14 protein-coding genes are annotated in these 13,068 nt (G+C 68.2%); 10 read left to right on the forward strand and 4 right to left on the reverse strand.

The window, feature by feature from the left end; genetic code table 11:
* Positions 1 to 129 precede the first annotated feature (129 nt).
* Positions 130 to 591, forward strand: coding sequence for an NUDIX hydrolase (locus MJO54_RS01995; RefSeq protein WP_064888844.1), 462 nt, complete (start codon positions 130 to 132; stop codon positions 589 to 591).
* Between the two features lie 86 nt (positions 592 to 677).
* On the opposite strand, the gene thiE is transcribed toward MJO54_RS01995, so the two are convergent.
* The gene (thiE, locus tag MJO54_RS02000) at positions 678 to 1,355 is read right to left on the reverse strand and encodes a thiamine phosphate synthase (protein WP_105294402.1); all 678 of its coding nucleotides are present in this window, start codon (positions 1,353 to 1,355) and stop codon (positions 678 to 680) included.
* 61 nt (positions 1,356 to 1,416) lie between these two features.
* Here thiE and thiO point away from each other — a divergent pair, with 61 nt between their 5' ends.
* From thiO to MJO54_RS02035, 7 genes are all read left to right on the forward strand, one after another.
* A complete protein-coding gene (gene thiO, locus MJO54_RS02005) occupies positions 1,417 to 2,490 on the forward strand; it encodes a glycine oxidase ThiO (protein WP_105294403.1) in 1,074 nt (357 codons plus the stop codon).
* Positions 2,487 to 2,684: a sulfur carrier protein ThiS gene (gene thiS, locus MJO54_RS02010; protein ID WP_065152040.1), complete on the forward strand. Its 198-nt coding sequence runs from the start codon at positions 2,487 to 2,489 to the stop codon at positions 2,682 to 2,684. Before thiO ends, thiS begins: the two co-directional genes overlap by 4 nt.
* Positions 2,677 to 3,438, forward strand: a complete 762-nt coding sequence (locus MJO54_RS02015) for a thiazole synthase (RefSeq protein ID WP_082108451.1) — start codon at positions 2,677 to 2,679, stop codon at positions 3,436 to 3,438. The genes thiS and MJO54_RS02015 overlap by 8 nt, the downstream gene beginning before the upstream one ends.
* A gap of 79 nt (positions 3,439 to 3,517) precedes the next feature.
* Positions 3,518 to 4,276: an SGNH/GDSL hydrolase family protein gene (locus MJO54_RS02020; RefSeq protein WP_240175552.1), complete on the forward strand. Its 759-nt coding sequence runs from the start codon at positions 3,518 to 3,520 to the stop codon at positions 4,274 to 4,276.
* Positions 4,277 to 4,312: 36 nt separating this feature from the next.
* The gene (locus MJO54_RS02025; RefSeq protein ID WP_105294408.1) at positions 4,313 to 5,812 is read left to right on the forward strand and encodes a M28 family metallopeptidase; all 1,500 of its coding nucleotides are present in this window, start codon (positions 4,313 to 4,315) and stop codon (positions 5,810 to 5,812) included.
* On the forward strand, positions 5,809 to 7,266 hold the full coding sequence (locus MJO54_RS02030) for a M28 family peptidase (protein ID WP_105294405.1): 1,458 nt from the start codon (positions 5,809 to 5,811) through the stop codon (positions 7,264 to 7,266). Before MJO54_RS02025 ends, MJO54_RS02030 begins: the two co-directional genes overlap by 4 nt.
* A 124-nt stretch (positions 7,267 to 7,390) precedes the next feature.
* Entirely contained in the window at positions 7,391 to 8,680 is a 1,290-nt protein-coding gene (locus tag MJO54_RS02035; protein ID WP_105294406.1) for a TetR/AcrR family transcriptional regulator, read from the forward strand.
* A 25-nt stretch (positions 8,681 to 8,705) separates the two neighbouring features.
* Here the strand turns inward: MJO54_RS02035 and MJO54_RS02040 are convergent, their stop codons facing one another.
* Positions 8,706 to 10,190: a flavin-containing monooxygenase gene (locus MJO54_RS02040; RefSeq protein WP_046286239.1), complete on the reverse strand. Its 1,485-nt coding sequence runs from the start codon at positions 10,188 to 10,190 to the stop codon at positions 8,706 to 8,708.
* Positions 10,191 to 10,296: 106 nt separating this feature from the next.
* Between MJO54_RS02040 and MJO54_RS02045 the strand changes: the two genes are divergently transcribed.
* Positions 10,297 to 10,476, forward strand: coding sequence for a hypothetical protein (locus MJO54_RS02045; RefSeq protein ID WP_046286238.1), 180 nt, complete (start codon positions 10,297 to 10,299; stop codon positions 10,474 to 10,476).
* A gap of 93 nt (positions 10,477 to 10,569) precedes the next feature.
* Complete coding sequence (locus MJO54_RS02050) at positions 10,570 to 11,571, forward strand: beta-ketoacyl-ACP synthase III (protein ID WP_105294409.1); 1,002 nt, start codon at positions 10,570 to 10,572, stop codon at positions 11,569 to 11,571.
* Positions 11,572 to 11,582: 11 nt separating this feature from the next.
* Here MJO54_RS02050 and MJO54_RS02055 read toward each other — a convergent pair whose 3' ends face one another.
* Both MJO54_RS02055 and thiD read right to left on the reverse strand, forming a co-directional pair.
* Entirely contained in the window at positions 11,583 to 12,194 is a 612-nt protein-coding gene (locus tag MJO54_RS02055) for an alpha/beta hydrolase family protein (protein WP_434006603.1), read from the reverse strand.
* 11 nt (positions 12,195 to 12,205) lie between these two features.
* Entirely contained in the window at positions 12,206 to 13,045 is an 840-nt protein-coding gene (gene thiD, locus MJO54_RS02060) for a bifunctional hydroxymethylpyrimidine kinase/phosphomethylpyrimidine kinase (RefSeq protein WP_046286236.1), read from the reverse strand.
* Between the last annotated feature and the right edge of the window lie 23 nt (positions 13,046 to 13,068).

Consider the following 13,068-nt stretch of genomic DNA (forward strand, 5'->3'; position numbering starts at 1 on the left):
ACCAACGATAATAAAGGGATTCTAAGAGTGAGAGCGGTGTCTGCGTGGCCTCTCGCGCCGGTTGTTGTCGAAAACGTCGCGTGATCTCGCCAGAACCGAGACCTTGCCCGTCCCGATACGCTTCCAAGCGTGCGTGGTGACGGCGATGGGTGGGCGTTTTCCGATACCGGCGTCCGCTTCTGGGGCCGGCACGGTGCGGCGGGGCTGCTACTGCGGGCTCCGCGCCCCGATGGCGCCCGCACCGTACTGCTGCAACATCGCGCCTGGTGGAGTCATCAGGGCGGCACCTGGGCGCTGCCCGGCGGTGCCCGCGACAGCCACGAGACCGCTGAAGAGGCGGCGATCCGTGAGGCGCAGGAGGAGGCCGGTCTGCCCGCCGATCGGATCGTCGTGCGTGCGGCGGTGGTGACCGCGTCGGCCAGCGGCACCAGCTGGACCTACACGACCGTGGTCGCCGACGCCGAGGAGTTGCTTCCGGTGGTGCCCAACGGAGAGAGCACCGAGTTGCGGTGGGTCGACGAACACGACGTCGCCGGGCTGCCGTTGCACCCGGGTTTCGCCGCCAGCTGGGAGTTGCTGCGCGGCTTTTGACGCCGGCGAAATACGCCGAGTGTGCGGTTTGGGGGGCTCAACGGCCGTTTTGGGTCCCAAAACGCACACTCGATGGGAAGCGGACGTCACCGGGAGCCAACCCCGGCCCGCAGCGCCGCCGCCGCGGCCCGCGGATCCTCGGCAGCGGTGATCGCCCGCACCACCACCACCCGGCCGGCGCCGGCCTGCACCACCTGCGGCAACCGCTCGATATCGATACCGCCAATGGCGAACCACGGCTTGGTCTGGCCTGTGTCGGCGGCGAATCGCACCAGCTCCAGGCCCGGTGCAGTCCGGCCTGGCTTGGTCGGGGTGGGCCAGCACGGCCCGGTGCAGAAGTAGTCGACCGGCTCGGCCAGGGCCGCACTGACCTGATCGCGGTCATGGGTCGACCGGCCGATCAGTACCTCGGGCCCGATGACCTCGCGCGCCGCCGGCAGCGGCAGGTCGTCCTGGCCCAGGTGCAGCACGTCGGCACCGGCGGCTCGGGCGATGTCGGCGCGGTCATTGACCGCCAGCAGCGCCCCGTGCCGCCGCGCGGCGTCGGCCAGGATCTCCAGCGCCGCCAGTTCGCCGCGGGCCTCCAGCGGCCCGAACCGCTGCTCGCCCACTGAACCCTTGTCGCGCAGTTGGACGATGTCGACCCCACCGGCCAGCGCGGCGTCGGCAAACTCGGCCAGGTCACCGCGTTCCCGGCGGGCATCGGTGCACAGGTAGAGCCGGGCATCAGCGAGTCGGGCGAGACGGTCGGAGCGTTTGTGCACACCGAGACGCTAGCGGCTAGCTTGGTGTGTTGACACGCGAGCAGGTGGAAGGGAGCAGCACATGCCCGGGCCCTCGCTCGGTTCGCTGGCCGTGATCGGCGGCGGCGTCATCGGGCTGTCGGTGGCGCGGCAGGCCGCCCGGGCCGGCTGGACGGTGCGGGTGCACTGCACCGGCGAACCCGGCCGTTCAGCGAGGCTCGACGCAGGAGAGGCGAAGCTGGGACCGCCGTATCAACCCGGCGCCTCCTGGGTGGCCGGCGGCATGCTGGCCCCACACAGTGAGGGATGGCCAGGCGAAGACCGGCACCTGCGGCTGGGATTGCGCTCCCTTGAACTGTGGCACGACTTCCTCGACGGGCTGCCGGCCCAGGTTGTCACCGCGCGCGAATCGCTGGTGGTGGCCGCCGACCGCGCCGACGTCGCCGACCTGCGCACCGTCGCCGACTGGCTGTCCGCGCAGGGCCACCCGGTGATCTGGGAGTCCGCCGCCCGGGACATCGAACCCCTGCTGGCCGGCAGCATTCGGCACGGTTTCCGGGCCCCCACCGAATTGGCGGTGGACAACCGCGCGGTGGTCACCGCCCTGGTGGACGCTTGCGAGGAACTCGGTGTCAGTTGGGCCCCGCCGGTGAAGGATCTCGCCGAGGTGGCCGCCGACGATGCCGTGGTGATCGCCAACGGCATCGACGCCCCGGCACTGTGGCCCGGCTTGGCGATCCGGCCGGTCAAGGGGGAGGTGTTGCGGCTGCGCTGGCGCAAGGGCTGCCTGCCGCCCCCGCAGCGGGTGATCCGGGCCCGGGTGCACGGTCGCGCGGTCTACCTGGTGCCGCGTCCCGACGGTGTGGTCGTGGGGGCCACGCAGTACGAGCACGGCCGGGACACCGCGCCGGCGGTCTCTGGGGTGCGTGACCTGCTCGACGACGCCTGCACGCTGGTTCCGGCACTGGGGGAATACGAGCTGGCCGAATGCGCCGCGGGCCTGCGGCCGATGACGCCGGACAACCTGCCGCTGGTGCATCGTCTCGACGACCGGACCTATGTCGCTGCCGGGCATGGCCGCAACGGGTTCCTGCTGGCGCCGTGGACTGCCGAACAGGTTGTGTCCGAACTACTTCCGGTTGGAGTGCAGCAATGATCATCAATGTCAACCAGAAGCAGGTGGAAGTGGCTGAGGCGACTACGGTCGCGACGCTGCTGGCTGCGATGGGTTATCCCGACCGCGGTATCGCGGTAGCGGTGGACCAGGCGGTGCTGCCGAAATCGCGGTGGGCCACCGCGTTGTCCGACGGTGCTTGTCTCGATGTGGTGACGGCGGTGCAAGGTGGTTGATGACGCGAAGCTGACCATAGCCGGGCGGGAGTTCAGCTCCCGGCTCATCATGGGAACCGGTGGGGCGCAAAGCTTGACGTCGCTGGAAGAGGCGTTGGTGGCTTCCGGCACCGAGCTGACGACGGTCGCGATGCGCCGCGTCGACGCCGAAGGCGGAACCGGCATGCTGGATCTGCTGAGCCGGCTCGGCATCACGCCGCTGCCCAACACCGCCGGCTGCCGCAGTGCCGCTGAAGCGGTGCTGACCGCCCAGCTGGCGCGTGAGGCGCTCGGCACCGAATGGGTCAAGCTGGAAGTGATCGGCGACGAGCGCACCTTGCTGCCCGACGGCATTGAATTAGTGCGTGCCGCCGAGCAATTGGTCGACGACGGGTTCGTGGTGTTGCCCTACACCAATGACGACCCGGTGCTGGCTCGGCGGCTCGAGGACGCCGGATGCGCGGCCGTGATGCCGCTGGGCTCGCCGATCGGCACCGGGCTGGGTATCGCCAACCCGCACAGCATCGAGATGATCGTCGCCGCCGCCGGGGTGCCGGTGGTGCTCGACGCCGGCATCGGCACCGCCAGCGATGCCGCGCTCGCAATGGAACTGGGCTGCGATGCGGTGCTGCTGGCCACCGCGGTGACCCGGGCAGCCGACCCGCCGGCGATGGCCGCGGCAATGGCGGCCGCTGTCACCGCGGGGTACCTGGCACGGCGCGCCGGGCGAATCCCGAAGCGGTTCTGGGCGCAGGCGTCGAGCCCCGCTCTGTGATGCGCGCCGAGTGTGAACATCGCGACGCCTCGGCGGCGTGCCGCGTCGCCAGATTCACACTCGGCGGAAGTGGCCGGTCGTGAATCGCTATGTCGCCCTCGGTAGTTCGATGGCGGCGGGTCCCGGAATCCGGCCTCGTGTCGCAGGCGCTCCGCGGGCGTCGGGCCGCTCGGCGCACAACTACCCGCACCTGGTCGCTCACGCGTTGAACCTCGATCTGGTTGATGTCACGTTCTCCGGCGCGACGACCGCCCACCTGCTCAGCGAACGCCAACACGGTGTGCCGCCGCAGATCGACGCCCTCGACGGCTCGGAATCCCTGGTGACCATCACCATCGGCGGCAACGACGTCGGCTACGTGCCGCTGCTGATGGCCGCGACTCTGCCCGGGATCTTTCGGCGGCTGCCCGCCGTCGCCGCCCTGCTGGACCCTGGGCAGCGCGAGCAGGCACTGGGCGAGGTCGAAGCAGCGCTGCGGGCCGTCGGCGCCGCGGTGCGGGACCGCGCACCGCAGGCCCGGGTGTTCTTCGTCGACTATCTGACCCTGCTGCCTCCGGCCGAGGTCCGGGCCGGGCGGTTACCGCAGGAGGTGGTGACCCTGGCCCGTCACGTCGCCGACGAGTTGGAGCGCCACACCGCCGCGGCGGCCGCCGCCACCGGCAGTGAGCTCGTCCGCGCCGGCGATGCCAGCCGGGAGCACCATCCCTGGTCGGCGCGGCCCTGGACGGTGGGAGCCGGTGTGCCGCTGCCGTGGCGCCCATGGCCCTTTCATCCCAACGCCGCCGGCATGGCCGCGGTCGCGGAGTTGGTCGCCGTGCAGTGGGGCGGCCGGGCCTGACTTCGCATCGGCTGCCTACCCACTAACGTGGGGTCGGTGGACTACAAGTCGAAGTTGATCCCTGCCCTCGGCGCCGTGCTGGTCGGTGCGCTGTTCAGCGCCGGCTGCAGCCGCACCCCGGAAAACACCGAGCAGGGAGCAGATCCCGCCGCGGCCGCTGAATTCGCCAGCAGCCTGCGCGACAAGGTCACCGTCGATGCCATGATGGCCCACCTGCAGAAGTTGCAGGACATCGCCGACGCCAACAACGGCACTCGTGCCATCGGCACCCCGGGTTACGACGCCAGCGTCGAGTACGTGGCCAGCACATTGCGGGACCACGGCTTCGACGTCGCGACCCCGGAGTTCACCGCGCGGGTGTTCAAATCCGAGCCGGGCTCGGTGCATCTCGGCGACAAGACGGTCGAAGCTCGCGCGCTGATGTACAGCCTCGGCACCCCGCCCGAGGGTGTCACTGGCCCGCTGGTCGCGGCGCCGGCCGACGACAGCCCCGGCTGCAGCGCCGAAGACTACGAGGGGCTGACGGTCAAAGACGCCGTCGTACTGGTCGACCGCGGCACCTGCCCGTTCAAGGAGAAGATGGCCGTCGCCGTCGAGCTGGGCGCGGTGGCGCTGGTGGTGGCCGACAGCGTCGACGAACCGAAGATGGGCGGCACCCTCGGCGAGCAGACCGAGGTCAAGGTTCCGGTCGTGAGTGTGACCAAGGCTGACGGCGCGATGCTGCGCGACGGACACGGGGCGATGACGGTCAAGCTCGACGCGCACACCGACGACATCCCGTCACGCAATGTGATCGCGCAGACCAAGAGCGGATCGACCGAGAACGTGGTCATGCTCGGAGCCCACCTGGACAGCGTTCCGGAAGGCCCGGGCATCAACGACAACGGCTCCGGTGTTGCCGCGGTGCTGGAAACCGCTTTGCAGCTGGGAGATTCGCCCCAGGTGCGCAACGCGGTGCGGTTCGGTTTCTGGGGTGCCGAGGAGCTCGGCCTGATCGGCTCGCGCAAGTACGTCGAGTCACTCGACGAGGAGCAACTCAAGAACATCGCGCTGTATCTGAACTTCGACATGCTGGGTTCGCCGAATCCCGGCTATTTCACCTACGACGGCGACCAGTCGCTGCCGGCGGACAAGCGCGGCCAGCCGGTGGTGCCGGAAGGTTCGGCCGGCATCGAGCGGACCATGGTCAGCTACCTCAAGTCGGCCGGCAAGGAGCCGCGTGACACCTCGTTCGACGGCCGCTCCGACTACGACGGGTTCACCCAGGCCGGTATCCCGTCCGGCGGGTTGTTCTCCGGTGCGGAGGTGAAGAAGTCGCCCGAAGAGGCCAAGCTGTGGGGTGGCGCCGCCGATGAGCCGTTCGACCCGAACTATCACCAAAAGGGCGACACCGTCGAGAACATCGACCGCGACGAACTGGCGATCAACGGCCGAGGAGTGCCCTATTCCGTCGGGCTGTATGCCCAGGATCTCACTGGCCGCAACGGGGTCCCGGTGCGCGACGACCGCACCCGCCACATCCTCACCCAGCCATGATCCGTCCGGCGGGAGCCCTGCTGGTCGCTGTCGGCGTACTGGCGGGCTGCTCGCCGGAGCCCGTGCAGCCGCCGCTGTCGAATCGGCTGGCGAGCCAGGTCACCGTGGCGGGGATGCTTACGCATCTGCAGCGCCTGCAGGAGATTGCCGACACGCACCAACGGAATCGGGCTGACGGCACGCCGGGGTTCGACGCCAGTGCCGATTATGTGGCCAACGCCCTGCGCGACAAGGGTTTCGAGGTGGTGACACCCGAGCTCATCCGGCTGGACACCATCTCGGCCGGCAAACCCACGCTGACCGTCGCCGGGGTGGGCTACCCGGTCGATCAGGCCTCGCTGCTGGTGCGCACACCGGCCGGCGGGGTCAGCGGTCCGGTGGTCCGTCCGACGCGGTCGTCGGGCTGCGTAGCGGCCGACTACCCGCCGAAGGTGCCCCGCGGGGGGATCGCCGTGGTCAGCGACGCAGGTTGCTCGGTGGTGGTGAAGCAGAACGTGGCCGCCGAGCGTGGCGCCGCCGCATTGGTCGTGGTGAGCCTGCCGAGCCGCAACGGAGCGCCGGCCGGGTTGTTCCCGCCGGAGTACTACGACCACCTCACCATGCCGGTAGCGGTGGCCGGACGCGACGGCGACCAAGCGTTACGTCGCGCGACCGGGACGGTGCGGCTGGTCTTGGACGGCCACACCGCGAAGGTCACCTCTCGGAATATCTTGGCGCAGACGAAGACCGGTTCGACCCATGATGTCGTGATGGTTGGCGCGCACCTCGACAGTGCGCCCGGCGGCCCGGGAATCAACGACAACGGCTCGGGGGTGGCGGCGGTGTTGGAGACCGCGCTGCAGCTCGGCCCGGAGCCGGCGGTGGCCAACGCGGTCCGGTTCGCTTTCTGGGGTGCCGAGGAACAACAGCTCGGTGGTTCCAGCGACTACGTCTTCGGGCTCGACCGCGACCAGCTCAACGACATCGCCCTGTACCTGAACTTCGACATGCTCGCCTCGCCGAATCCCGGTTTCTTCACCTATGACGGAGATCAGTCCGCGCTGCCGAGCCGCGACATCACCCCCGCTGACGTGCCGGTGGGATCGGGCGGTATCGAGCGCACCCTGGCCGGGTACCTCAACCTGGTGGGCGTCCGGCCCGCCGATATGCCACTCAGCAGCGACACCGACTACAGCCCATTCGTGGTGGCCGGGGTGCCGATCGGGGGCATCACCACCGGCGCTTCCCAACTCAAGACCACCGCTCAGGCTCGACTGTGGGGTGGAAAGCCCGGAGCGGCGTTCGACCCGAACTACCACGGCCCAACTGACACGGTCGCCCAGATCAATCAACACGCATTGGCGCTAACCGGTGCCGCGGTGGCGTTCGCAGTGGCAAACTATGCGCAGTCCATCGGCGGTCCCAACGGAGTCCCGGCGCGCGACAAGCGTCACCGGGCTCCGCTGGGGCCGTAGTCCCGCATTGGGCGGGCATCGGAACAAGTACAGGCGGGCTCTATATTGAATCCGCTGTAGCCCGTTTACCCGGCTGTGTTAGTAATGCTGTGCACGTGACAGAGCTGGCCTGAGTTGATCGGGGGTGGTGACCTCGCTTGGTGCCACGAACGACCCTGTCGGACGTACTGGTGCCCGCATAAAGCGGCGCCCCAAGGACCGCAAGGCGCAGATCACGCGTGCTGCCGCGGAAACCTTCAGTGCACAGGGCTACCACGCGACCAGCATGGAGGCGATCGCTTCCAAGGTCGGGATCTCCGCGCCGGCGCTGTACCGGCACTATCCCAGCAAGTACGAGATGTTCGCGGTTGTCGTCGGCTCGCTCGGCCAGCAGTTGGTCGACTCGACTGCCTTTGTCGATGAGTTGTCCGATGCTGACGTCCACAGCAACGCGCCGGCGGTGTTGGACCAGGTCGTCGACGGGCTCATCACGTCATCGATCCTCAACCGTGAGGCCAGCGGGCTGTTCCGGTGGCAGGCCCGCTACCTGCAGTCGGAAGACCAGGCCAAGCTCATGACACAGATGCACACCGTCGGTGCGCGTCTGAAACGGCCGATCAGCGTCATGCGTCCCGAACTGAACTCCTTGGAGCAGTGGACGCTGACGGTAGCGCTGGTGAGTGTCGCCGGCAGCATCATCGGACACCGGCTGCAGCTCCCGGACGACGAGATCAAGCCGCTGCTCATCGACGCGTCCCGATCGGTGGTCAGTTCGCAGCTGCCCGGAACCGACGACATCGGCGTCAATCGACCCTCGGTGTGGCGTATCTTCACCCCGGACGCCGGACCCTATGAGGCACTGTTGAACTCGGCGGTCCTGCTGTTCGGCAAGCAGGGATATGCCGAGACCGGCGTCACCGAGATCGCCGACGCCGTGGGTGTGCCGGCGTCCGGCGTGTACCGCTATTTCTCGAGCAAGAGCGACATCTTGACGACGGGATTGCAGCGCGCCGTGGACCGGATAGCCGGGGAGATGGCGGCTATCGCCGGTGTCTTCGCCGAACCGGACGAGGCGCTGCGCCGGTTGATCGAGGCGTACGTGGCGACGGTGTTCGCCAATCCCGAGTTGGCGTCGGTCTATGACACCGAGCGGGTGAACCTGGCGCCGGCAGAACGCGAACTGCTGCGTGATTCCGAGCGCGCGTTCATCGAAACCTGGGCCCGACCGCTGATGGCGATCAGGCCGGACCTGGACACGATGCACGCCAAATTCTTGGTGCACGCCTTGGCGGCACTCGTGGACGACTTGGGGCGGGTCGCCCGAGGCGGCGAGATACCGGGTGCTGGGTTTTTGGCTGGGGGACCCGGTTACGCGCAGGCCTGCTTGCGCCGGCTGATGGAGTCCATCGTGTTCGCCGGGGTTAACGACAACTGAGGAGACTACGAAATCGCCTGATTTATCAGGCGATTTCGTAGTCCTCTAGCGGGAAATGCGAGCCGTCGCGCACCGCATTGCGTACCGTGGTGGGCCGCAGCAGGGTCGCTTCGCCGCTGGGGTTGTAGTAGTAGGACCGCGACGTCGTGCAGTCTCCGGCGTAGAACACCGTGTGGTCCAGCCTTTTGGTCATGGCGTCCAGGAACCGGGTGTTGGCGGCCTCGGTGACCTCGAACGTCGTCGCGTTGCGCCGCCGCATCTCGCCGAACAGCCGGCCCATGTGCCGCATCTGGTATTCCATGGTGTTGAAGAACGACAGGCCGGAGAACCCGTATGGGCTGGCCAGGCTCAGAAAGTTCGGGAAGTGCGGCATGGACAGGCCCTGGTAGGCCTGGAACCGGGTCTCCCGCCACCACTTGCCCAGGTTGCGCCCGTCTCGCCCGACGATCTCGATCGCCGGGAAGTTTGCCTCCCACAGGTCATAGCCGGTGGCCAGCACCAGGGTGTCGATGACAGTCTTGCGGCCGTCGACGGTGACGATGCCGTCTGGCTCGATCCGCTCGATGCCGGTGGTCTCCAGGTGCACATGTGGCTTGGTGAAGCTGCGGTAGTAGTCGTTGGACCAGCTGGGCCGCTTGCAGCCGATGTCGTAGGTCGGGGTGAGCTTGGCCCGCAGTTCCTTATCGCGGATCTGGGCGAACCGGTGCATCTTGCACGCATCCATCCCGGCGATCGACAGCCGCCGGAATGCGGGGTAGTTCAACACCGCGGTCACCGTCATGAACTCCAGCAGGTAGTCGCTGATGAAGCGCATCACCCGCTGGGTGAACGGAGCCCGGGCGAACAGCTTCTGCAGCCACCCCGGAATCCGGAAGTCGATCTTGGGTGCCACCCAGATCGCGGTGCGCTGAAACACGGTCAGGTCGGCGACCGTCTTGGCCAGCTCCGGAATCAGCTGCACCGCGGTTGCGCCGGTGCCGATCTGCCCGACCCGACGGCCGGTGAAGTCGTAGTCGTGGTCCCAGGCGGCGGTGTGCACCACCTTCCCGGCGAAGCTGTCGATCCCGGCGATGTCCGGGTTGCGCGGCTGGGACAGGAACCCGGTGGCGGTGATCAGGAATCGTGCGCTGAGCGTCTTCCCGTCGCCCAGGGCCACCAGCCAGCGCTCGGCGTCCTCATCCCACTGGGCACCGGCGACCGTGGTGTTGAACCGCATGTGGCGGCGCACGTCGTACTTGTCGGCGACGTGCTCGGCGTAGCGCTTGATCTCCTCGCCGGGTGCGAACATCCGCGACCAGTACGGGTTCGGCTCGAACCAGTACGCATAGGTGGTCGACGGGATGTCGACCGCCAGGCCGGGATAGTGATTGACGTGCCACGTTCCGCCTAGATCCGCTTCACGGTCGAGCAGCACGATGTCGTCGTATCCGAGCTTCTTCAGCTCGATCGCTGCGCCCATGCCACCGAAGCCGGCACCCACGATGACGACGTCAAACTGCTCCATACTCATGAAAATTAAGGTACCTGACCCGCCGGTAACCAGCGAAGCTCCCAGGCCCTCTGCGAATGGGAGACAATGGGGCTTGCACGCTGTTCACGATTTCGGGAGGGCGGCCATGACCAGCGGTGATGCTGAAGCCAGCGACGCGGACTTGGCGGCCCAGGCGGCCCCGGTGCCGGACGTTGACGACGAGACGCCGGGCCCCGAGATCTCCGCCGGAGACCATGCCAACATCGCCGACGTGGTCGAGCAGCATCGGGGTGTGCCCACCGACGAGGACGACTACGACCGCTGAGGGCTCGCCGGTGCGGGCCCGCCCCCGGCGCCCAAGGAACGTTATGGTTAGACGCTTTAGTTAGCTGTTGGCCTACCACCGAGAGACTTGTTCTTGAGCGAGATTCGCCATCCTGCGACAACCCGACCGATCGGTCTGCTCGGCGTCGGTGCCTCTCGCCCGTCGCGGGTGGTTACCAACGACGAGATCTGCCTGCACATCGACTCCTCCGACGAATGGATCCAATCCCGCACCGGAATCAAGACGCGCCGGTTTGCCGAGGAGACCGACACCGTGGCGGGCTTGGCCATCGAGGCCGGCCGCAACGCGCTGTCCCGCGCCGGGCTCGCCGGGGCTGTGGTGGATGCGGTGATCGTCGCGACCAGCACCAACTTCCGTCAAACCCCTTCGTGTGCGCCTGCCGTCGCGGTCGCCCTCGGCGCGCAGGGCGTGCCCGCCTTCGATGTGGCCACTGGGTGCGCGGGGTTCGGCTATGCGCTGGGGGTGGCCGCCGACCTGCTCCGCGGCCGGACCATCAACACCGCGTTGGTCATCGGATCTGAGGTGCTCTCCCCGACGATCGACATGCAGGACCGCTCGAACTGCTTCATCTTCGGCGATGGGGCCGGCGCGGTCGTCGTCGGCGAGACCCCGGTGCACGGGATCGGCTCGACGGTCTGGGGCAGTGACGGTTCGAACTGTGACGCGATCCGCCAAGACATCGACTGGATCAGCTACACCGAACAGCCAGACGGCCAGCGTCCCTTCCTGCGCATGGACGGCAGCACAGTATTCCGTTGGGCAGCATACGAAATGAGCGGCGTCGGGAAGCGCGCCATCGCGGCAGCCGGGTTAGACGCCCACGACATCGACGTGTTCATTCCGCACCAGGCCAACAGCCGGATCAATGCGCTGATCGCCAAGAGCCTTGAGCTGCGCTCCGACGTCGTCATCGCCAATGACATCGAGAACAGTGGCAACACCTCCGCGGCGTCCATCCCGTTGGCGATGGAGCAGCTGCTGTCGGCCGGCCTCGCCAAGTCGGGCCAGCTGGCCCTGCTGCTGGGTTACGGGTCCGGACTGAGCTACGCGGCCAGCGTCGTCGTCCTGCCCTGATCTGTGCGGGTTCAGCCCAGCAGTCGCAATGCCGCGTCGACCGCCAACGTCGGCACATCCAACGTCTTAGACGCCAGATCGTGACGGGCGCCGGTGATCTCGACGACCTCGTGCGGCGCGGGAATCAGCGCGGCGGCAGCGCGAATCTCGGCGCCGGTGCCGAAGCTGTCCGAACTGCCGTGCGTGAACACCGTCGGCACGCCGATCTGCGGTAAGTGCTCGGTGCGGGTGCGCTCGGGTTTCCCCGGCGGGTGCAGCGGATAGGAGAACAGGGTCAGCAGGTCGACCGCGGCGTCGCCGGCCGCCACCACCATCGAGGTCTGTCGGCCGCCGTAGGAGTGCCCGCCGACGATCAGCGGACCTTCGGCCAGGCGGCGGGCATACTCGATCGCCTCGGTGATGCCCTCCCGGTCGCCGGTGCCCGACCCCGACGGCGGGCCCTTGGGGCGGCGCCGCCGGAACGGCAGGTTGTAGCGGATCGCCAGGAATCCGCGACGCGACCATTCATCGCAAAGTCGTTGCAGCATCGGTGAATCACGGTCGCCACCGGCGCCGTGCGTCAGCAACACCACTCCTGCGGGGGCGCCGTCTGGGCGGTGCGCCAGCCCGTCCAAACCCTCGATTTCCTCCAGGGTCACGAGGCGCCGGGTCCCAACCGGAACAATGGCGAGACGGGGCCGTGGCCGTGGCCCAGTGGGTAGGCGGCACGCAGGCACTCGGTCACCCAGCGCTTGGCGAACGCTACCGCGTCCGGAACGGACAACCCGTGGGCCAGCGCGGCCGCTGAGGCCGCCGCCAGCGTGTCTCCGGCGCCGTGGTCGTCGCCGGTGGCTACCCGCGGCCCGGGGAACTCCAGAAAATCCTTGCCGTCGTAGAGCAGGTCCGGGCTGTGTTCCGCGGAGGGCAGATGCCCTCCCTTGACCAGTGCCCACTGCGGACCCAACGCATGCAGCGCACGTGCGGCCGCACGCTGGGACGCGGCGTCGACCACATCGATACCGACCAGCAGGCGTACTTCGTGCAGGTTCGGGGTCACCAGGGTTGCAAGCGGAAACAGGCTGTCGCGCAGTGCATCCAGCGCGGATGACGCCAGCAGCGCGTCGCCGTGCATGGACGCCGACACCGGATCGACCACCAAAGGGATCGTCAGGCCGAGTTCGCGCCATGTTGCGGCCACCGCGGTGATGATCTGCGCCGACGCCAGCATTCCGGTCTTGGCGGCCTGGATCCCGATATCGGGCACCACCGCCGCGATCTGGGCGGCGACGGTGTCGGCGGGAACCTCATGAAAGCTTTTGACTCCCACGGTGTTCTGCACCGTCACAGCGGTAACCGCGACGCAGGCGTGCACCCCGAGCAGCGCACACGTGCGCATGTCGGCCTGAATGCCCGCGCCGCCGCCGGAGTCCGACCCGGCAACGGTGAGTACCCGCAGCGGCGTCGCCCCCGGCGGGGCCAGTGGCAGGAAACCCACTGTGCTGGATGAGTGGCGACCCG

The sequence above is a fragment of the Mycolicibacter virginiensis genome (genome assembly GCF_022374935.2).
Taxonomy (GTDB): Bacteria; Actinomycetota; Actinomycetes; order Mycobacteriales; family Mycobacteriaceae; genus Mycobacterium; species Mycobacterium virginiense.